This is a genomic window from Psychrobacter fulvigenes (assembly GCF_904846155.1).
In the GTDB taxonomy this organism is placed as follows: domain Bacteria; phylum Pseudomonadota; class Gammaproteobacteria; order Pseudomonadales; family Moraxellaceae; genus Psychrobacter; species Psychrobacter fulvigenes.
On the sequence record NZ_CAJGZP010000001.1, the window covers coordinates 3383066 to 3404288 of the forward strand.

The 21223-nt window shown below is 43.2% G+C and carries 17 protein-coding genes and 1 pseudogene; 1 reads left to right on the forward strand and 17 read right to left on the reverse strand.

Translation table 11 applies throughout. The annotated features are described in order from the left end of the window. Window positions 1–106 precede the first annotated feature (106 nt). From JMX03_RS14365 to fmt, 7 genes are all read right to left on the reverse strand, one after another. Entirely contained in the window at window positions 107–628 is a 522-nt protein-coding gene (locus JMX03_RS14365; protein WP_201576537.1) for a GbsR/MarR family transcriptional regulator, read from the reverse strand. Window positions 629–750: 122 nt separating this feature from the next. Beyond that, on the reverse strand, window positions 751–1380 hold the full coding sequence (locus tag JMX03_RS14370) for an L-threonylcarbamoyladenylate synthase (RefSeq protein WP_201597646.1): 630 nt from the start codon (window positions 1378–1380) through the stop codon (window positions 751–753). A gap of 156 nt (window positions 1381–1536) precedes the next feature. Beyond that, window positions 1537–2769, reverse strand: coding sequence for a DNA-processing protein DprA (gene dprA, locus JMX03_RS14375; RefSeq protein ID WP_201597649.1), 1233 nt, complete (start codon window positions 2767–2769; stop codon window positions 1537–1539). A 53-nt stretch (window positions 2770–2822) separates the two neighbouring features. Beyond that, window positions 2823–3920 (reverse strand): LysM peptidoglycan-binding domain-containing protein, encoded by a 1098-nt coding sequence (locus JMX03_RS14380; protein WP_201576529.1) that lies wholly within the window; start codon window positions 3918–3920, stop codon window positions 2823–2825. A 267-nt stretch (window positions 3921–4187) separates the two neighbouring features. Further along, window positions 4188–5603, reverse strand: coding sequence for a threonine synthase (gene thrC, locus JMX03_RS14385; protein ID WP_201597650.1), 1416 nt, complete (start codon window positions 5601–5603; stop codon window positions 4188–4190). An 82-nt stretch (window positions 5604–5685) separates the two neighbouring features. Continuing rightward, window positions 5686–7191 carry a transcription antitermination factor NusB gene (locus JMX03_RS14390; RefSeq protein ID WP_227695939.1) on the reverse strand — a complete coding sequence of 502 codons (1506 nt, stop codon included), beginning with the start codon at window positions 7189–7191 and terminating at the stop codon, window positions 5686–5688. A gap of 119 nt (window positions 7192–7310) precedes the next feature. After that, entirely contained in the window at window positions 7311–8408 is a 1098-nt protein-coding gene (gene fmt, locus JMX03_RS14395; RefSeq protein ID WP_201597652.1) for a methionyl-tRNA formyltransferase, read from the reverse strand. Between the two features lie 595 nt (window positions 8409–9003). On the opposite strand from fmt, the gene JMX03_RS14400 reads away from it, so the two are divergent. Then, window positions 9004–11799 (forward strand): response regulator, encoded by a 2796-nt coding sequence (locus tag JMX03_RS14400; RefSeq protein WP_201597653.1) that lies wholly within the window; start codon window positions 9004–9006, stop codon window positions 11797–11799. A 68-nt stretch (window positions 11800–11867) separates the two neighbouring features. Here the strand turns inward: JMX03_RS14400 and JMX03_RS14405 are convergent, their stop codons facing one another. The 10 genes and pseudogenes from JMX03_RS14405 to rpmH form a co-directional block, all read right to left on the reverse strand. Continuing rightward, complete coding sequence (locus tag JMX03_RS14405; RefSeq protein WP_201597654.1) at window positions 11868–12542, reverse strand: riboflavin synthase; 675 nt, start codon at window positions 12540–12542, stop codon at window positions 11868–11870. 419 nt (window positions 12543–12961) lie between these two features. Next, window positions 12962–14017 (reverse strand): bifunctional diaminohydroxyphosphoribosylaminopyrimidine deaminase/5-amino-6-(5-phosphoribosylamino)uracil reductase RibD, encoded by a 1056-nt coding sequence (ribD, locus tag JMX03_RS14410; RefSeq protein WP_201597656.1) that lies wholly within the window; start codon window positions 14015–14017, stop codon window positions 12962–12964. A gap of 43 nt (window positions 14018–14060) precedes the next feature. Next, the gene (nrdR, locus tag JMX03_RS14415) at window positions 14061–14519 is read right to left on the reverse strand and encodes a transcriptional regulator NrdR (protein WP_201576512.1); all 459 of its coding nucleotides are present in this window, start codon (window positions 14517–14519) and stop codon (window positions 14061–14063) included. A gap of 81 nt (window positions 14520–14600) precedes the next feature. Then, window positions 14601–15989, reverse strand: a complete 1389-nt coding sequence (gene mnmE, locus JMX03_RS14420) for a tRNA uridine-5-carboxymethylaminomethyl(34) synthesis GTPase MnmE (protein ID WP_201598186.1) — start codon at window positions 15987–15989, stop codon at window positions 14601–14603. 245 nt (window positions 15990–16234) lie between these two features. Then, the gene (locus JMX03_RS14425; RefSeq protein ID WP_201598189.1) at window positions 16235–17164 is read right to left on the reverse strand and encodes an IS3 family transposase; all 930 of its coding nucleotides are present in this window, start codon (window positions 17162–17164) and stop codon (window positions 16235–16237) included. Continuing rightward, window positions 17068–17583, reverse strand: coding sequence for a helix-turn-helix domain-containing protein (locus tag JMX03_RS14430; protein ID WP_201597658.1), 516 nt, complete (start codon window positions 17581–17583; stop codon window positions 17068–17070). The genes JMX03_RS14425 and JMX03_RS14430 overlap by 97 nt, the downstream gene beginning before the upstream one ends. Before the next feature lie 87 nt (window positions 17584–17670). Continuing rightward, entirely contained in the window at window positions 17671–19353 is a 1683-nt protein-coding gene (gene yidC / locus JMX03_RS14435; RefSeq protein ID WP_201597659.1) for a membrane protein insertase YidC, read from the reverse strand. 202 nt (window positions 19354–19555) lie between these two features. Continuing rightward, window positions 19556–19921, reverse strand: coding sequence for a membrane protein insertion efficiency factor YidD (yidD, locus tag JMX03_RS14440; RefSeq protein WP_201598191.1), 366 nt, complete (start codon window positions 19919–19921; stop codon window positions 19556–19558). Between the two features lie 18 nt (window positions 19922–19939). Further along, window positions 19940–20293, reverse strand: a pseudogene (rnpA, locus tag JMX03_RS14445) (ribonuclease P protein component); the annotation flags it as partial. A 189-nt stretch (window positions 20294–20482) separates the two neighbouring features. Continuing rightward, a complete protein-coding gene (gene rpmH, locus JMX03_RS14450) occupies window positions 20483–20617 on the reverse strand; it encodes a 50S ribosomal protein L34 (RefSeq protein ID WP_007394757.1) in 135 nt (44 codons plus the stop codon). Between the last annotated feature and the right edge of the window lie 606 nt (window positions 20618–21223).

Genomic DNA, 21223 nt, shown 5'->3' on the forward strand with positions numbered 1-21223 from the left:
GTAGCTGCTAATAAAAAGAGCTTATATAAGTGCCATTATTTACATTAATTTCTGTCAAAACAGAAATTAATGCTGAAATTTTTTATTGTTAAGTACTTTTATAATGCTACTGTCCTAATACCTTTTTAATACTAGCGCCAAGCTTGAGTATCTTTTTAAGCGCGCTTGTCGGTAATCTAAGCATCTCAGAAGACCAAGTAGTGACTGTCTCAACGAATTCTTGAGTCTCGCGGATACGAGCCTTTACTTCGCTATTTTCATGTTCAAACTCAGGACTCTCCATCAGCTCCTGTAAGAACTGTACTGTTGGCGCGAGCTCTCGCTTTTGTCGTTCGACGACGATAATACGTGCCAGCTCCCAAACATCGGTATTGGTCGTAAAGTGATCACGACGATCGCCTAGTATCGAAACCTTTTGTATCAAGCCCCAATGCTGCAATTCCTTAATGCTGTTTGAGACATTAGAGCGTGCTACCCCTAGGGTATGGGTAATTTCTTCGGCGTTTAGAGGCTTACCAATAATATAAAGTAATGCATGAATCTGCGACATGGTGCGATTGACACCCCACTGCGAGCCCATTTCGCCCCAATGTAAGATAAATTTTTCGGTCACAGGATTTAGTTTCATGATTGATGTGTACTCGCTATTTTCAGGTTTTTATGACGTTATTCGTTCATACTGCGCTATTCTTTAATTTCTGTCAAGACTGAAATCAAGGAATAAAAGTACTTCAAATTTATTTATTTTCATTAGCGGATGACTTTGCCTGTCATAGCGTCACAGATTTGGCTTGGTAAGGTATAACCCAAGGTTTCAGCTTGTAAGTAGCGGATTTGCTCGCCGAAATAGGCATAGGCTTCATCGAACGTACTAGCAGGCGGATGACCTGATGGGTTACAACTGGTAGAGACCAATAGTCCAAATGGATTGTGGCTACTGACCATCTGTTGACACAGCTGACGGATGATTGGGTGAGCAATGACTCTAACCGCGACCGTCTGATACTGACCAGTTATCCAAGGAGGAATGGTTGTAGCAAGTGTGCTCGGAATGGGCAGTAGCCAAGTATGCGCTTGCCGATATTGTAGATCATCAGTATGACTATCTGTCTGCCAGCTGTTAATGACTTGTTGACGCTGAGCATCATCTAAAGCGTCTAATAAAGGCGCTAAACGCTCTGCACTGTCGGTAATGACAATCATGCCTTTGCTTTGCGGACGCTGCTTGATATCCAAAATACGCTGAACGGCCGCTTGGTCATAAGCATCACAGCCAATACCCCAGACGCTTTCGGTTGGATAAGCGAGTAGCTCCCCTTTACTGAGCCATTTAGCAGCTTGAATGACAGAGTCAGTAATAAGTGGTGCAGATTGGTTCATGGTTTGAATATTTCAGAAGGATAGAAGATAGGTACTTATAATAACACAGGATACAAAAAGACTAGGATAGCGGAAGTTGAAAACTGCCAAAATTGCATACAGCTCAAAAGCTGAGAAGTTACCAAAAAAAGATTTGAAGGTAGGAGAAGCATGGCTTTAGACGCGTAAATAACGCCCGCCTTGCACGCTGATAATGCCCAGTAACTCAAGCTCCATCAACTGTCCAATAAGTTGCGGCGCTGCAAGTTCAGTAGCAACCAACAGCGCATCCAAATCCTGTCCATGCCAATCCAGCTGCTCATAAACAACTGCTAAATGCTCAGGTATGACGACAGTACTGGGAGAGGGCTTGACATTAGGCGATGTCGATTGATGAGCCGCTGTGATAGAGCCACTGTCTGCCCCTATAGCACTAGGTATCTGATCGCTATTTGAGGCGGACATATCTGTTGCTTTGTATGCATAACGCTCATAACCCAACTGACCATTAACATCTTCTAGTACTTGCTGAGGATGGTAAATCAAGGTCGCGCCTTCACGTATTAAATGATGGCAACCTTCAGCATTACTATTGTCAATGTGACTGGGAATCGCAAAGACTTGTTTACCTTGCTCGGATGTCAAGCGCGCGGTGATCAGCGAACCGCTTTTGATAGTCGCTTCGGTCACAATCGTCGCTAAGCTCAGTCCTGCGACTAAACGATTGCGGCGCGGAAAGGTATGCTTATGCGGCTGAGTATGCGGCAATAGCTCGCTGATGATACAGCCACCTTGGTCGATAATTTGCGCAAATAATTGGTCATGATGATTGGGATAATACACATCAATACCTGTACCCATGACGCCGATAGTACGTCCTTGATATTCAGCATCAGCCTGAGCCAATGCCCCTAGATGTGCACGCTTATCCACACCCATCGCAAGGCCACTGGTGATGACATAACCTGCTTGCGCTAAATACTGCGCCATATCAAAAGTCGTCTTTTGCGCATGCGCTGTGGGCTTGCGGCTACCAACAATAGCGATTTGCGCTTGATGCAAGCGGGCGCTATTACCTCGATAAAACAGTAGTGGCGGCGGATCATAAATCTGTAGCAGCTGCATAGGATAATCAGCTTGATCGGCAAACAGCAGACTATAGCGTCCCTCTGTGAGTGCCTGTTGAATTTTGTCAATGTTGGCTTGTGTTTGTTCTGGCTGCTCGTGGCGTTTTAGGTGCGTAGCATGAATACCCAACTGCCGCCATGCTTCCAATTTGGCTTGCCAAGCAAGCTGCGCATCGCCAAAAGTACTGATGAGTTTATGATAAGCAGACAGTGACGCATTCACCTCATACCATAGCGCCAGTATGGCGCGCTGTTCAACGGATAGAGGAGGTGATTTTGACATCGTGTTTTTGCTCGTATTGGCTGACTCGTCTTATTTGAATGGTCAACAGACCCTTATAAATATGGGGGTGGCAACAGCTGGTCGCCGACATTCAACGGTAGCTCTGAGCTTAAGACATATGCGTAACTGATGTTATCAAAAGTATTAAATACCATTACCATGCCAGACTCTTCACTTGGCAAACGTACCGGCGTGTCATTATCCTTAGTATCGCGTACTAAAGGGCCTTTTTGATAAACAGTTAACACGTCACCAGGCTTAGCGCCTTGTGCACTACCTAAGTTGATAGCAACCACACTGCCCTTCGCCGCTGAGCTGATGGAGTCCATGACACGGACGATGAGGCCGCCACGATTGACCGTTGCAGGCTCAGGATAAAATACTGGTGGGATAGCATTGTCTAGCTCTACAAATACACGATCACCTTCACGTACTTCTTTGCCGTATGAGTCAGTGAGTTGCACACTGCTCACACCGTTTTCTTCGACGCTAGTAACCATTCCAGTTGCCACTTGCGTGACCTCTAAACCAATTACGTCTTGCGTCTTGGGGTCAACGTATCTCTCACCTTCACGGTATACACCATAACGCTGACCGACGATAAGCGGCACGCCTTTGGTATAAATTTTGTCGCCACTGGCGGTGATTAGGTTGCGTTTTTTGGATGCCAGTACATAAGGGGTGGTATTAAAGTCTTCTGGATTAACGATGATGGTCTTATCTAACCAATGCTGGATAGCCGATCTTGGAATGGCTGGAATACTATTGGCTGTCGAAGTAATCGTCACCGTGCTGGCAACCACGTCACCAGTCAGCTGCTTTTCGACACCTGCACATCCTTCTCCTGTATCGACACCGATCAAGGTCTTGCCTTGAATGATACACATGATGAGAATGTCATTTGGATAAATAAGGTGCGGGTTTTTGATCTGCTTATTGGTCGCCCATATCTCTTTCCAACGCCACGGACTCTCTAGATAACGTCCAGATATATCCCATAAAGTATCGCCTTTTTTGACGATATAGCGATTGGGTGCATCCGCTTTTACAGTGGGTGCTGGGTTATTGGCATAGGCAGTCGTCAGCAACATTGTGCTACTTAAAGCAGTGATGAGCAGCGCTTTTGCTATAGAGTTAAGGCTCATTTTCATTGGTATATCCACAAAGTGTCATATATATCGCGGGCGATGCTTCAGTGAAGCTGAAGCGGATCGCGTCCCAAAAACATCTGGCGCAGATGTAATCAACTGTCACCATTATAAAGTTTACAATTATATGCACCATAGCACAATATGAGACATTTTTTTACAAAATCATAACCTTTATCGTCAAAATAGCTGCTTTAGCGACTGCTTAAACTTTGTGAATGTTCAATACATCTTCATTTAAATCCAGTAACTGACTTATGCCAGACGACACTAATTGGCAGTGACATGCTGACGGATTTGTTCAGCAACCAATGCTGCCTGATTGTCCAAAACCACAACATGCTGTGGTAAACCCTCTAAGCCTTCGGTATGTGCTGGACGGGCAATATCTATTTGACCAATCGCCTCAACAATCGTCTCTGCAAATTTGACTGGCAAGGCAGTCTCAGCACAAATGATCACCTCGCCCTCTCGCTGCAACTCCTTGGCAACTTTGATACCGTCAGCCGTATGCGGATCAACCAACTCACCATGCTGCTCATAGAGTGCTTTGATGGTCTGCAAGCGATCGGCATGAGTAGACTTACCTGCTGCAAAACCGTAGCGTGAATTAACAGTTTCCATCGAATCAGACAAATCAAAGCCTTGACCAGCCTTCACCCCTTCAAATAACTCATGGACTCGCGTACTGTCTTTATCCAACAAGAGATAGACAAAGCGCTCAAAGTTCGAAGCCTTTGAGATGTCCATTGAAGGGCTAGACGTCACATAGGTTTTTTCTGTGGGGCGTGGCTGATAAGTGCCTGTATTAAAAAAGTCATTTAACACATCATTTTCATTGGTGGCGACGATGAGTCGACCTATCGGCAGTCCCATCTCACGGGCGATATGGCCGGCGCAAATATTACCAAAGTTCCCTGACGGTACACTGAAGCTAACTTGCTCATCATTGCTGCTGGTCACCGCAAAGTAGGCTTCGAAGTAGTAGACAATCTGCGCGAGGATACGACCCCAGTTAATGGAGTTTACTGTACCTAAATTATAAGCAGCTTTGAACTCAGCATCTTGTTGCAGCGCTTTAACGATGTCCTGACAGTCATCAAACATACCTTCGATGGCGATATTATGAATATTTTTATCCGTCAAGCTATACATCTGCGCACGTTGAAACTCGCTCATCTTGCCATGCGGTGATAGCATAAAGACTTCGATGTTTTCTTTACCGCGTAGGGCATATTCGGCGGCGCTACCTGTGTCGCCACTAGTCGCACCAATAATAGTGATACGAGCGTCTTTTTTCTTTAACACATACTCAAAGGCATTGCCCAAGAACTGCATCGCCACATCTTTAAATGCCAGCGTCGGACCATTTGATAATCCTAAAATATAGAGGTTGTCTTCAAGCTTACGCACAGGGACAATCTCTGCGCTGCCAAACACCTCAGCGGTATAAGTGCGCTCAATGATATCTTGCAAATCAGCGACTGGAATATCAGTAGCAAAGCGCTGCATAATCGCTAATGCTAACTCTGGATAGCTAAGCGTACGCCATTCATCAAGCGTAGCACTATCAATATGCGGGTATTGCTCGGGCAGCATCAAACCGCCATCTGGCGCTAGTCCCATCAAGAGTACATCGCTAAAGTCCATCGGTGCTGTCTGACCACGGGTACTGATATATTTCATAGTGTTTCCCTACCTAAATGGTGTTTTTCAATACTTAACTTGCTTATATTCAGTCTAAAAAATTGGATGAATGCTCTATTATCTAGTTAGCCGTTTTCTGTAGCAACGCATAATAAAACCCATCACCGCCATCGCTATCCATTGGTAGACACTGACGACCAATCTCTTGCGCCATACCCCAATTGCAGGCTTCGGTAAATTCGATGGCAGTAGCATCAGTATGACGCGTGATAAAGTCCTGCATTTGGAAGACGTTTTCTTGCTTTAAGATAGAGCAAGTTACATACAGCAGATAGCCACCGACTTTTAGCTGTGGCCATAAGTTATCTAAAATTTGAACTTGCAGTAGTGCTGTTTGTTCAACGTCTTCTTCGTTACGCAATAAGCTAATATCAGGATGACGACGAATCACGCCAGTGGCAGTACAGGGTGAATCTAAAAGGATAGCGTCAAAAACTGCTTGCTCTGGAGCTGATTTTTGCTTCGATGCTTGCCATGTCGTGGCATCAGCGCAGACAACATTCAGCTCGATATTTTTATTCTCAGTCTGCTCTAAATCTGACTGCTGCAAATTCAGGCGCTGCAAGTTTTCATGAATACGAGTGATACGCGGCGCTTCATTATCGATGGCTGTTAGCTTAATAATGGAATCTTCAGCTTTCACTTCTGCCTGTTGCTCAGCTTCTGATTGTTTCACATGAAACAATGATGATTTATCTGTCGTTAATAGCTCTAACCAGTGCGCAAGCTTGCCACCAGGGGCAGCGCAGGCATCTAATAAGTGTAATTCATTATCAATATCGTCAGTCTTTATTTTATGGCTGAGTGCCATCTGAATCAGTGGTGCCGCAAGTTGGGCGTGCAGATCTTGCACACTTGCTACCCCTGTAGCAAACTCTGGTAAAAAGCTCACCGCCGTACTCTGCTGCAGCCTTAATGCTTGAGTGGTTATTGCCGCACTAGTGGGCTCAGTCTGATTGGGTAACTGCAATTCGCTCGATAACTCAATCAGCTCAGCGCTGATATCTGCCTCTGTTAATAGCTGATGATAATCATCAATAGCGCTCACGCTGGTATTTACGCGCAAAAACATCGGTGCTGGTTGACGTAAGCCTTGAGTCAATGCTGAATACTCCGCACCCCAATCTTGCTTGAGCTGATGCGCGAGCCAGTTGGGCAGGCTGTGATTTTTGTCACATTTTTTACGGAACTTGTTGGTATTTTTTACGACCTTTCGCAGGATTGCGTTGACAAGACCAGAGGCCCTTGCAAACTCAATCTCTTTTGCCGCCTCTACCGTCTCATGAATCGCTGCATGATCTGCGACCTCTAGATAGAGCAGCTGAACCAAGCCCACTTGTATAGTGGTACGGACTTCTATCTCATCGATAGGATTGTCAGCCAAGCTATCAAGCAGACGATCCAAAGCATACCATTGACGCAACGTAGTGAGTAGCAGCGCGTGCGCAAAGCCTTTATCACCTTCATGTAAGCTATTCAGCAGTGGATCTAATACGCTTGCCAGTGACTTACCTTGCTGAATAGCAAGCAAGGTGCGAATCACACGCGCACGCATACTGCCTGTCATCTTCAGATTGCTAGAAGGTTTATTCTTATTGTTTCTACTGTTGGTGCTTTTAGACGCAGTTGCGTTATGTCTCATTGGTCTTCATTTCCTATACGCATTGGAGCGTCTGCATTGATTGATTAATTGGATTCAGGGCCAAATTGGTCGCCATCGTTGAGCTGATTGCCGTGACAAACTTGCTCGGCGCTCACCAGCTTGCTACCTGCAAATTGTAATTGAGTGATTCTCAGAGTACTGGCTTTAGTATTAATATCAGTATCACGATCAGCGGCTTTACCGCAAGCCACCAGAATGGCTTTACGTCCGACGCTAATGACTTTCCCAGCTGGTTCTGCGGTTGTCTGCGACGGATTCACTGGCAAGCTTTCTAGTATTTTGACACGGGCGCCATTCAAAAAAGTATAAGCGCCAGGCCAAGGGGTCAGACCGCGAATTTGACGCTCAATAATGATGGCAGACTGCGTCCAGTCAATTTCACCCTCAGTTTTCACCAGCTTTTCGGCATAATTAGCGTCATTATCATCTTGTACAATCGCTTGTGCTTGATAGCTTGGTAAGTCTTTCAGGACGGTGCTGATAGCAGTTGCGCCTAGAGCAGCCAATTTATCATGTAGACTCGCTGCTGTATCGTCATCGGTGATAGCACAGCTTACTTTGTACAGCATATCACCAGTATCTAGACCCTTATCCATCTGCATGATGGTGATGCCAGTCTCGCTATCTCCTGCCAACAGCGCACGATGAATCGGTGCGGCACCGCGCCAACGCGGTAATAAGGAGGCATGAATATTTAGGCAACCATAGGTCGGTGTCGTCAACACACCGATAGGTAGGATAAGCCCATAGGCTGCAACGATCATGACATCAGGCTGATAGCTTGCTAAGGTTTGTCTAGCTGCTACCCCTTCCTCACTAGATTTTTTAAAGGTAGCAGGCTGCTCGACAGGAATATGATGGGTGAGCGCTACCTGCTTGACTGCTGACGCCGATAGCTTCTGTCCACGACCTGCTTTACGATCAGGCTGCGTATACACTGCGACAATGTCTATATTAAGCTGCTCTTGCTGAGCAACCAAAGACTCAAGACTAGAAGCTGCAAACTCAGGTGTGCCTGCAAATATGACACGCAACCGGTCGCTGGCTGACTTAATATTGTCAGGACTTTGAGTAGTATTATTAGAAACGACGTTATCGGATGTAGAAGCAATTGTGGTCATAGCACCATACTAAATTATTAGATTATTAATCGTCACATTATAGGTGAGTTTAGGACGTTGCGCCATGATTGTGATGCAGACTGAGACTTAGAATCGATAACACAGAGAAATGATCCGATATTCAACTATCAAGCAACGCTTATGACAGGGTAAACATGCAAAAAACAGGCGCTTAAAAAACAGCCACTCGAAATCCACGGTCAAATAAAGGCACGATAATTGCGTGTTATTCTATATAATTATATAGAGTTTAGTGCTCAACGACGACTAGGGCGCACAAAATTTGTTATTATAAAATAATCACTGCATCAGTTTAAAACCTTTAGTCTAAGTATTTAGAAGCCACTAACGATAAGAGCAAACGCAGCAGAACGGGTAACATCAGACAATAATAAGTGAAAAATAAAATCAATAGCTCAATGAGCTTGTGCTATTCATATAAAGCTTTCTTGCATACCGTTAGCAAGCGCGCTGCAATGCTACAAAAACTCATCTCATCAGCACCGTATTTTTAAAGTGCTTTTACTACCTGAGATTATCATATCTTACGGTAGCACCGCACTCCACTGTCATGCAGGCATAGGCTTATATCCACATGCAACAGTTTCAGTCATTAAGACGCTTGCTTTTTTTCTATACTCTGACGCTACTGATCATGTTGGCTTTGTATTATGCCATGTTGTATTTGACACTCAAAGATGACAGTCAGCGATATAGCCAAGTTACTTTTAGCACTTTAAAATATGAAGTTACTGAGTTTGTGGTACCAACGAATCTAGATATTGAAAGTATCTTAACAGGCCCATTGTTTCAGGATATTAGTTATCAGCTGATTTTTATGATGCCCTCAGGTCAAACCTACGTTCATCGTCAGACACGACCTGATGAACCCAAGTTTACCAACATAACGTTTCCGACTATTCGCGCATTACCAATCAATGATAATAGCTCATACGAGCTCAACAACAGTACTTTAACTGGAAAAATCACCCTTGATACTGGTCATCAGCTTTATGTGACACTGCGTCATCAACCTCTGAATATCAACTGGGTATCTTATCAATATTGGTTGCCACTCATGGCGGCTATGATGCTACTTACTCTCGCTTTATTTTATCTATTCAGACGCAATAGCAGCTGGCAATTATTACTAGAATATACTGAGACACTCACAGACACAGCCAAAGAATCTTATACTCCGCCGCTACTGCTAAAAACAAAAACCTCTCATGAGTTCCTACGCTTGGGCCATGCACTTAGCCGTGTGCATTATCAGCTTCACAACCATCATCGACGTATAAAAACGCTCACTCACCGTTTAGAACGTTTGGTCGATCAAGCGCCGCTACCAATGCTAATGATTGTACGTCAAGGTCAGATCAGTTTTTTTAACCAGCGCTTTGAGCAAGTTTTTACGACCACCTTTCAGCGCGGTGCCGATTACAGCTTAACGGACTTTGTGACTGGTAGTGACAAAGCAACCCAACAGATACTACAAAAACTGTCAACGCAGCGCGTCACTCGTACCTTGTTGGTGTATGGATTAGAAGACAATCAGGCCTATCATTTGCATATCACGCCGTGGTTAGGAGACCATGGACAAGTACATGGGTTTACCGCAATACTAAATAATGTGGAGCAACTTGTCAGTCAGGCTCATGACTTAGACATCAAAAACCAGCAATTACAGATGCAAATAAAGGAGTTTAATAAGCTCAGATCTATTATCGGTCATGAGCTACGGACACCGCTGAATGCCATTATCGGCACATTGGACTTGATAGAGACTTATCAGCTGCCCCCAAAACAAAAAGAAATACTCGACACTCTGACCCAGTCTAGTCACTCTATGCTGGCAATGCTCAATGATATGTTGGACATGGCAAAAATAAAAGCCAACAAAGCAGATGTCGTTGCTGAATCTACTGATATTTTTAAGATTGGTCAACATATCAGTGACTTGATGGTCGGTAGCGCACAGCGGCAAGAAATCAGTCTCATGTATTTTTTTGCTCCTGACTGCCCACGCTATATCAATACTGACAGTAATCGTCTAAGGCAAATCCTGCTGAACTTGTTGGACAATGCCGTGAAATTTACCTCTTCAGGCTATGTAGCTTTGACCGTTGAGCCTATCACCCATGAGCAGATGCAACGTATCAATAAGTGTAAACAAGAGCGCGCCTTAACGAATGAGGCGCATGCTCAAAAGCTGATATTTGATAATGACATCTCAAATAAACCTTCTAAGATAAGCCCACAGCACCAATGGATCCGCTTTAGCGTTGAAGATACAGGAATTGGGATCTCAGAGTGTGATCAGCACAAGCTATTTTCTTACTTTAATCAAGCCAATATAAAAATAAGCCAAGACTATGGCGGTACAGGGCTGGGGCTTGCCATATCCAACAGCTTTGCACAACTATTAGGAGGGTTTATTCACCTTGAGAGCGATACTGATAAGGGCAGTACTTTTAGTCTTTATCTGCCTTGTCTAGCCCCAAGTTATCAGCCGGTATATCACTTTCATAGCAGCCTGACCAATATCCATTTGATTACTATCGTCAAACAAGACCTCTGTGCTCGTTTTATAACGCGGTTAGGGGAATACTTATCTCTACCTGTGAGTGCTTATACCTGTTTGGATAGTGCCAATCAGCAGTTGCAGTTGCTAGGCCAGTCAAAGCAAAACAAACAAAATCTAAAACCTGTCATTCTTTTAGACTATGAGTGCTATGAAGCCATCACTGATAACACTAGCCGTGCTGATTTTCTAAGTAACTTACAAGAGACAGACTCTTTAGCGAAGATACTGTTTAGCATAAAACCCGAGCGCAGTATCCCTATCGACTTGTTTGATCGGTTCGATGGTTTTTTGAGTAAGCCTTTAGATATCGCATTATTATTATCCGAGCTGATACGCATAACGCAGCCTCCTATCTGCATCCAAAAGCCAGAAACTGTCGCTAATAATAACAATAATGAAGAAAAGCCTGCTATAGAAGATACTGCTGAACCATCGCCATCTAGGTTGATTTTGGTGGTGGAAGACAACCTAACCAACCAAAAAATTACCTGCAAACTATTAAGCAAGTTTGGTTATGAGAGTATGGTGGCAAGTAATGGTCAGCAAGCACTTGAGATTTTAGATATCCAGCGACAAAAAATCGACTTGATTTTAATGGATTGTCGCATGCCTGTCATGGATGGACTGCAAGCCACCCAAATAATACGCGCCCAGGGCAATGACATCCCTATCGTCGCCTTAACTGCTAATAATGCGGAAGAGGATTTTGAGGCTTGCCGCCAAGCAGGTATGAATGAGTGTTTGACCAAACCTATCAATAAAGACAAGCTACAAGAGGTGCTGCAAAGCCTAATAACTGCTTAGGCTCTACTTCTATTAGCCAACATATTTTTTGGTAAGAATATTTACTTGATAGAGGTTTTTTATAACAGCTACTTCATAAAACCATTATCTGCTAAAAAAGCTTCAGTAATAGTGCTTTGCGGGCTTGGCGCATTCATCTCACCAGTTTGCGATTTGTTTAATAAACGCTCTAAATAGCGCGCAACGATATCAACCTCTATATTTACTTTACTGCCTACTAGCCAATGCTTAGCGATATTGGTTACTTGCGCAGTGTGCGGAATGATATTTAAAGAAACAATATTGTCACGTACAAGGTTGGTCGTCAGACTGATCCCATCGACCGTGATAGAGCCTTTGGTCGCTGTATAGTGTGCCAGCTCCTCTGGTATCTCAATCTCGATATAAATAGAGCGTGCATCTTGTTGCAGCTTACTAACAACCCCTACTCCATCAACGTGACCAGCGACGATATGACCACCAAAACGTGTGGTTGGTAACATGGCTTTTTCTAAATTGACAATATGACCTATTTTGAGATCTTCTAGCGCGGTACGAGCGATGGTCTCACGTGAAACATCAACTGCATAATAATTAGAACCAAACTCTACCACCGTCAAACAGATACCATTAGAAGCAATTGAGTCTCCTAGCTTTACGTCACTAAAATCCAGATCGTTTGCTTCAATGACCAGGCGAATGTCACCACCAACTGGTTGCATGGCTTTGACATACACAACACTTTCTATAATTCCTGTAAACATATAGACCTCATATCATTATTGTATTGTGGTTAGAGCTGTAGAAACAGCCTATTGTAATTTATTAGAGCATACTTGAATCGGTTTTGACTAAGCGTGGGCTAGTTTTGCGCTTATTGTGGGATAAGTTGTGGATAAGTAACGACAAATCAACCAATAGGTTATAAAAAACTTGAATTTAATCAAGTTATCCACAGGATGATGTTATTTAATTACAACTCAATCAATACTAGAAAAACACCTCAAGCTGTTGATTTATATAACTATACCTTCAAGACACTATATAAAATGCAGTTTTTAAGTTTCATGTGAAACAAAGTTATGCACAGTTTCATGTGAAACATCTATTGTCGGTATTTACTTATCCACATCTAGTATAGTTTTAATAGAAACTGTGGATAAACTGTTCATAAACAACTGGTTTATAAAGGCTGTAAAGTTAGCTTAAGATCAGACCCGACCTGCTCATGACTACGAATATCAAAACGCAGCTGCTGAGCTAAAGATAAGGGGTTGAACTCAACCATCGGTCGCGCTTGTGCTCCTAATAAACAGGGCGCTTGATAGACAATCAATTCATCTACCAGTTGTTGGCTTAAGAAACTGCCTGCGACGTTAGCACCAGCTTCTACCAATACGTCATAGCATTGATGCTCTTTAACTAAGACCTTTAGTAAGGTAATCAAGTCATCTTCGCGCCAATAAATCGTATCTGCTTGGCGGCATAACTGATAATCAGCTTGCAGATTGTGCTCTAAGCGCTGACGTCTATCGAGCACTACTATCAGCGGGGCTGGAACTTGTTCAGGTGGTATACCTAATTGGTTCGAGCGTACATTAAGCTGTGGATTGTCAGCAATAATAGTTTCACTGCCCGTAATGATTGCGCCACTTTGTGCGCGTAATTTCTGGACATCTTCGCGGGCAGCTGCTGAGGTAATCCATTTTGACTCACCAGATGCCATAGCCGTACGACCGTCAAGACTGGTGGCAATCTTAAGACGCACATAAGGCATTTGAGTACGCATCGCCTTTAAAAACCCGCGGTTTAGTACTTCTGCTTGCTCTGTTAGTACACCAACTTTAACCTGAACCCCAGCTTGTTCCAATAGACTCACGCCGCGTCCCGCCACTTGTGGATTAGGATCAAGACCCGCAATCACCACACGTTTCACACCCGCCTCAACAAGGGCAAGCGCGCAAGGTGGAGTACGCCCCGTATGACTACAAGGCTCCAAGGTTACATAAGCAGTAGCCCCCACTGCCCGCACACTAGCATCCTTGAGCGCAAATACTTCAGCATGAGGCTCACCAGCTTTGGGATGAAACCCTTGACCAACAATCTCTCGTCCTTGAACGATGACGCAGCCTACTGCTGGGTTTGGCCTAGTGGTATATAGGCCTTGCTTAGCCTGTTCGATAGCAAGCATCATAAAGTAGCGGTCTTGAGCATCTTGCGCGTGATTTTGGATCGACATAAGAATAGGCTTTATTTATGAGAGGAATGAATAAAAAGCGAGATTATTTTTCATTTGGGCGAATATTGGCGAGCTCTTGCTGAAAAGCATCAATATCTTGAAAATCACGGTAAACACTGGCAAAGCGTACATAGGCGACATCATCTAACGTCTTCAGCTCACTCATGATAATCTCACCCAAGACTTTACTGCTAATCTCACGCTCACCCATTTGTCTAACGCGTTTCTCAATACGGCTGATCATCGCTTCTTGCTCATCAATAGTAATAGGACGCTTCTGTAAGGGTAACAAAATCGAACGGCGTAGTTTTTCATTGTCATAAGGCTCAATCTTGCCGCTAGACTTGATAATCCGCGGCATGACGACTTCTACCATCTCAAAGGTCGTAAAGCGTTCCTGACAACTACTACATGAGCGGCGGCGACGCACTTGTGCACCTTCCGCAGCAAGACGCGAATCAATAACCTTGGTTTCTGATGCGTTACAATACGGGCAGTGCATAGTATTTTCCTTATTTTACTGTTGAGAGCGAGAACAGTCATCCGAGAGCAAACAGTCATCACTCATTAATTAATTAATTAATTATTTACCAATACAAAAACTGCCAAATATCTTGCCAAGTAAGTCATCAGCACTGAACTCACCAGTAATTTCACCCAAACTATGCTGAGCTTGGCGCAAGCTTTCAGCAACCAGCTCCCCTGCTGTAAATACCGTTAATTGCTCATGTGCTTCCGCTAAATACTCAGCCGTCCGCCTAAGCGCATCTAAGTGCCGTGTACGCGCAATGAGGCTATTTTCTGGTGGATGAAACCCTACTTTAGCACACAAGGTTTCGACTAACGTATCAATACCCGCACCTGTTTCACATGAAACATTGACTTGTTCATAGCCGCGATTCTCTATTTCAATTTGCAAAGCAGTGGTCATTTTTTTACTACCATCATCGCTTAATAAGTCGCTTTTGTTAGCTATAATCAATAGACGCTTGGCCTCTGGCAGTTTACCAAATAGCTGCTCTGCAAGCTGCAACGGGGTGCTTTCTTCTTCAAGGTCACGGGTGACATCATAGACCATCAGCAGCATATCGGCCTGTGTAATGGCGGTACGTGCACGCTCAATTCCTATACGCTCTACGGTATCTTCTGTATCACGCAGACCTGCCGTATCGGTGAGATGCAGTGTTAGACCATTAAGCACCACAGTCTCTTGCAGCGTATCACGAGTGGTACCTGCTACATCAGTGACAATCGCGCGCTCTTGGCCTGCAAGGCGATTGAGTAGGCTCGACTTACCTGCATTAGGCCTACCGGCTAACACCACGTGAATACCGTCGCGTAAGAGTTGACCCTGTTTTGCCGTTGCTAGGACTTGCTGTATCTTAGCTTGTGTTTGCTCAAGCTTGTCTTGAATTACCTCATCAGATAAGAAATCCACGTCTTCTTCATCAGGGAAATCAATCGCGGCTTCAACATGCAAACGCAGATGAATGAGTTGTTCTAATAATTGATTAATCTTTTGTGAAAACTCACCACTCAATGAGCGAATAGCACTACTAGCAGCAGCGGCACTGGTCGCATCAATGGCATCAGCGATGGCTTCTGCTTGCACAAGATCTAATTTATCATTATCAAAAGCACGATACGAGAACTCCCCCGCACTGGCTTGTTTTGCGCCTAATTCAAATACCCGCGCTAACAGCTGGTTTTGCAGAATGATGCCACCATGTCCTTGTAGCTCGATCACATCTTCGCCAGTGAATGAATGCGGAGCTTTGAAGTACAGCACCAATCCTTCATCGATGACCGTACCATCAGCCTGATAGAAACGGCAAAAACTGGCCATACGCGGGGTAAAAGCCGTCTTGCCTGTGAGCTGACAAGCAATCTCATAAGCCCGCCTACCTGATAAACGTACAATACCGACGCCACCACGTCCGAGCGGTGTGGCAATAGCAGCAATCGTGGCCAATCCAGATAAGTCAGGCTTTTCAGATGAATCAGGTACGGCTAGCGCCCTCTCTAAAGAATCCACAGTTACTCTCAATAGCTAAAAGCTCCATTATAGACGGCTATGCTCAGGCTGACAAAGCAAACTTTAGATAGCAGTACTTTGCTATCTTCATTAGACGGTTTTACTATGATTATCAAAAAATTGTGAGTATGGAGCGTATAAAAAAACCACCGCTTTGAACTGACCCCCTAAACTTGGACGGTTTAAGTTTGTATCAAGGACTGAGTTCTGTATTTCACAGGGCTCAGTCCTTTTAGTTTCATCTGAATTCTCTCATGATTATAGTAGTGAATATACTCATGAATCTGTTGCTCTAAAGCCTCAACGGTTCTTGGTTTCTCAATATAAATCGTCTCACACTTCAGCGTACCGAAGAACCCTTCCATCAATGCATTGTCTAAGCAACTCCCCTTACGGCTCATACTTTGCTTAATATGATTCGCTTTAAGCGACTTTGCAAACGGCTTCATCTGATAATGCCAGCCTTGATCTGAATGTAATGTTAGCTGCTCCTTGCGCTTTTTAGGTATGTCTTTAAGTGCACTATCTAGCATCTGCTTCACCAAGTCATACACGGGTCGTCTTGAGAGCGTATAACTGATGATTTCATTGTTATAGCAATCTAATATTGGAGACAGATACAACTTATCCTCGCCCACTTTAAACTCAGTAATGTCAGTAAACCAACGACGATTAGGCGCACCTGCTCTGAACCTGCGCTTGACTCTATTCTTAGCTATGACGCCGCACTGTCCTTTGTAGGATCGATACTTCTGTCGTCTGATTCTAGCAGTCAGCTTAAGCTCACTCATAAGCCGTGCAATCAGTTTATGGTTGTGAATTAGGCCCTCATTCTTAAGCGCTTGGGTAATTCGCCGGTAGCCATACCGACCTTTATGATGATGGTAGATATCCCTGATACGCTGCTTGAGATCAGCGTATTTATCTTCACTCCAAAGCTGTGCTCTATGATAGTAGAAACTACTCCTTGCAAGCTTTGCTATGGTGAGTAAGTCAGATAACGAGTGCTTTAGTCTTAATCCTTCGATGAGCCTTGCTTTTTGACAGCTTGTTCCTTTTCCCGAAGCAAGGCATCGAGCTTTTTTAGATAGGCGTTCTCCGCACGCAGATATTGCAGTTCACGTTTGAGCTCTGCTGGGGTCTTTTCATCATCGGGTTTGTCTGTGATAGGAGATGTCACGGTGCTGCTACCTTTATGTTTAGAAGTTAGTCCAGACATACCGTAGAGCCGATAAGCTTTATGCCAATGACTGATAAGAGCTGGTGAGCTGATATTGAATGTCAGCGCCGTCTCAGATTGACTTAATCCTTGCGTCAGCATGGTGGTTAGTACTTGATGTTTAAAGTCGCTACTGTATTTAGCTTTACTGGTTTTAGGTTTGATGGCGTCTATACCGCCATGTTGATACTGCTGAACCCACTTAGATACCATCTTGTTATCAAGTCCAAACTTCTCACCTGTCGCACTGCTACTATGTCCTTCTTTGTAGTATGCAATGACTTTGATCTTAAAGTCTAGATCGTAACGCATAAAAACACCCCCAAAAGTTGTGTCCAACTTATGGGGGTCAGTTCACTTGCGCGATGGTTTTTGTTGTTTACAAGCGTCGTTTAATTATCAATCAAGGACTTTAACAGTACGTTGTTTTTGCTCTTCTTCTACTTTTTTATTGACAACATACTGATGCGTCATACTGAATAAGTTGTTCACCGTCCAGTACAATACCAGACCTGCTGGGAAAAACAGCATGAAAGCGGTAAAGATAATCGGTAAAAACTTCATAACTTTTGCTTGCATTGGATCAGTTGGCTGTGGATTTAGCTGTTGCTGTACAAACATCGACGCACCCATTAGTAAAGGCAGTATAAACCAAGGATCCATTGCCGATAAATCCTGAATCCATAAGATCCATGGAGCGTGACGCAGCTCAACACTCTCGACCAACACCCAGTACAAGGCTAAGAAAATCGGCATCTGCATCAATATCGGCAAACACCCTGCCATTGGATTGACTTTTTCTTCTTTGTAAATGCTCATCATTTCTTGCGACATCTTCATGCGATCGTCGCCGTGTTCTTCTTTTAGCGCAGCTAATCTTGGCGCGATAGCGCGCATTTTTGCCATCGAATAGTAGCTCTTGTTCGAGAACCACATAAGAGCTATCTTGACCAAGATGGTTAGAGCAATGATTGACCAACCCCAGTTACCAATAATATTCTGAATACCATCAAGTATGGCAAATAAGATTTTTGATATTGGCCATAACAAACCATAATCAACAGTCTGGTTGAGACCTACTGCGACCTCATTGAGCTCAGACTGTACTTTTGGTCCTGCATACAAGGTCGCGTTTAAGGTCGCTTGTTTGTTAGCGCCAACATTGACAGGTTGGCTGTTGAAACCAATAAAGTAATCACCGCCAGTTTCACGGCTAAAAAACTTACCAGTGAAGTTCTCAGGTGTCCATGCAGATACAAAATAGTGCTGTACTACCCCAACCCAACCTTTATCACTGGTCAGTTTCAATTCATCACTACTGAAGTTACCAAATTTCAGCTTATTGTATGGATCATCAGGTGTACCCCAAGCGCCACCCAAGTAGGTTGCCATACTTAGCGCACCTTTATCAGACATACCTGGATCTTTACTATCATCACGCTTTAGCTGCGCAAACATCTGCCCTTGCCACGGCTGTGCAGAAGCGTTTTGAATTTGATAGCTAATATCAATGGGGTATTTATCTTGAGTAAAGGTAAAGGTCTTGGTGATTTTTACGCCATCTTTTTGATAAGTTAGCGGCACTGATAACGTTTGCTGACCATCTTGCATCTTATAGTTGGTAGCAGCATAACTGTAGTTAGCGCGACCTTCCGCAGTATCAATACCGTCTTTACCAATCAGACCAGACTGAGCCACATAAACACGATTGCTATTGTTTTCTAGCAGCACAAAAGGCTCATCGCTATCCAATGTAGCGTCATACTGCTTCAACGCTGCATAAACAATATCGCCGCCTTCTGGATTGATCTTGATGTCATAGCGATTGGTCGTAACCGTAATAAGACTTGCATCCTTCGTAGGCGCCGTCGTCGCAATATCAGCATCCACAGGTAACGTCTGTACAGGAATATCACCTACCGCACCAGTCGTAGATGGAATATCAGCACCTATTGAAGTTGCAACCTCAGGCGTCGTGTCTACAGCTGGCGCATCGGCATAATCATCTCGCCATGCCAAAATCAGCAGATAAGCGGTGATTAACATCGCAATGATGATCATCACCCGAAATATCTTTTGCATAAACCTTTCCTAGAGTGAAAATTTGGGGCATGTGTCATGACCATAACATTGCAGCAGCATGTGCAACTACCAACGCTATCGTGAGTCATTTACATAAAATGTGCATCATTTTACTAAAAATTCGCCTTAAATGATACTAACAGTGTGGATAACTTGTGGGTAACTTAGCAGTCGCCGTATAAGAAACCAACGACGATGAGTTTTATCTTAACCTCATCAAGTGATTGAGACGTGAAACATAGCTGTTGTTATCTCGGTAAACACCTAATCCTTGAACGTCTACATTACCTAATGATAAATAATGATAACTATAATCAGCTAAAGGTAGGGGCACAAAATCAATGCCATGCCCTCCTAAAGGGTGACAACGACTTATACGTTTTACTAACAGCCAGCTACCTGCCCAAACGCCATGCCAAGCTAATGCTTGTTTACCATAATTAGAACAAGTCGGATAATATCGACAACGAGCAGGAAGTATTGGGCTTATTGTATTTTGATAGAATACAATAAAAAAATTAAATAAATTATAGAAAAAATTATTTAATAATATTTTAAAAATTTTCATTTTATTTTTTTCTAATTTTTTAAAGATATTGTTTATTTGATTTTTTAATTCCTCCTTGCTTAAAAAATCAATAGGCTTTTTAACAATAAAAACAATATCCTTGTTTTCTAATGCAGATGACTGTAGACGAAAGCGTTCACGTATTTGACGTTTGACTAAGTTTCGAGCGACAGCAGTAGGTACTTTACGTTTGGTGATAGCCATACCGACACGTGCTTGCTGTTGATCATTAGTACGTATAAAGGCCATTAAATGGCTTTGGTGTAACTTGCGCTCAGGTGCATCAAACACCTCACGGAAAGCAGCAGGCGTCAGTAGGCGTTGCTCTTTAGTGAAGCGGAAGGTGGGTGTAGCTGAGAGAGTATCTGGCATAAGAATACCTAAATGTGAACTTATATTAACTTTATAATAAAAAGACAAAATACAGAGACAAAAAAAGCGCCGATGTAGGCGCTTTTGATATATGGTTCTGTGTCAGTTATTGTTCAATAGCTACTGTTTTTTATAGATAAAATAGATACTCAACAAGTACTATGAACCATAGTCATCATAATATACTGATTACACAGTAAGACGATGACGGCCTTTAGCGCGACGACGTGCTAAAACCTGACGGCCTTTTTTAGTTGCCATACGAGCACGGAAACCGTGAGTACGTTTACGCTTGATCACGCTTGGTTGGAATGTACGTTTCATAACTCACCTATCAAATAATGGACTAAATTCGTAATAACGGAGGATTATACCATTGCTTCATATCATGGTCAATAAACTAATTTGGCCTATATTCAAATGAATGAGTCCTTTGATAGTTTAAGTCGCTTTTTTGAACACTCGTTTTGTCAAAACCTCTGTTTGTAACTCTAGTTCCCCTGACCAAATAAATTGATTTATAGATTCAATTTTTAAAAGTTATCCACAGCTTACCTCGAGCTCTATAATAATTAACTATTAATATATATATAAGTATTGTTGTTATTGGGCACTGTTATTTCTGAGGATAAGTCTGTTTTCTTGATAACTATCAATATATTAGACTATGGGTAATCCTGTGGATAACCTGTGGGTGGAATATGGATAACTGACTCTATTGAGTTGTCCACAAAACTATCCACAGTCTTGTCCACAAAAAACAGGATGTTATCCACAGGCTATATGTGTTAGATTAGCCCCTAGTTTGATATGTGGTTTGAAGACGCTCTGGGCTATAAGTTCTCTAATAATAATTAGAACTCATATTGAGTGTCGTATGGCTTATAGCGTTGAGGTTTTTTTTCTTAGATTAAAGGGTTAGTACTTTTC

Bases quoted from the DNA above. Each gene is read 5' to 3' on its own strand.
- JMX03_RS14400 (WP_201597653.1), top strand. From the start codon at position 9,004: ATGCAACAGTTTCAGTCATTAAGACGCTTGCTTTTTTTCTATACTCTG.
- JMX03_RS14370 (WP_201597646.1), bottom strand. From the start codon at position 1,380: ATGAACCAATCTGCACCACTTATTACTGACTCTGTCATTCAAGCTGCT.
- yidD (WP_201598191.1), bottom strand. From the start codon at position 19,921: ATGAAAATTTTTAAAATATTATTAAATAATTTTTTCTATAATTTATTT.
- thrC (WP_201597650.1), bottom strand. From the start codon at position 5,603: ATGAAATATATCAGTACCCGTGGTCAGACAGCACCGATGGACTTTAGC.
- JMX03_RS14380 (WP_201576529.1), bottom strand. From the start codon at position 3,920: ATGAAAATGAGCCTTAACTCTATAGCAAAAGCGCTGCTCATCACTGCT.
- JMX03_RS14390 (WP_227695939.1), bottom strand. From the start codon at position 7,191: ATGACAGGCAGTATGCGTGCGCGTGTGATTCGCACCTTGCTTGCTATT.
- JMX03_RS14405 (WP_201597654.1), bottom strand. From the start codon at position 12,542: ATGTTTACAGGAATTATAGAAAGTGTTGTGTATGTCAAAGCCATGCAA.
- rpmH (WP_007394757.1), bottom strand. From the start codon at position 20,617: ATGAAACGTACATTCCAACCAAGCGTGATCAAGCGTAAACGTACTCAC.
- dprA (WP_201597649.1), bottom strand. From the start codon at position 2,769: ATGTCAAAATCACCTCCTCTATCCGTTGAACAGCGCGCCATACTGGCG.
- JMX03_RS14365 (WP_201576537.1), bottom strand. From the start codon at position 628: ATGAAACTAAATCCTGTGACCGAAAAATTTATCTTACATTGGGGCGAA.
- ribD (WP_201597656.1), bottom strand. From the start codon at position 14,017: ATGTCGATCCAAAATCACGCGCAAGATGCTCAAGACCGCTACTTTATG.
- nrdR (WP_201576512.1), bottom strand. From the start codon at position 14,519: ATGCACTGCCCGTATTGTAACGCATCAGAAACCAAGGTTATTGATTCG.
- yidC (WP_201597659.1), bottom strand. From the start codon at position 19,353: ATGCAAAAGATATTTCGGGTGATGATCATCATTGCGATGTTAATCACC.
- fmt (WP_201597652.1), bottom strand. From the start codon at position 8,408: ATGACCACAATTGCTTCTACATCCGATAACGTCGTTTCTAATAATACT.
- JMX03_RS14430 (WP_201597658.1), bottom strand. From the start codon at position 17,583: ATGCGTTACGATCTAGACTTTAAGATCAAAGTCATTGCATACTACAAA.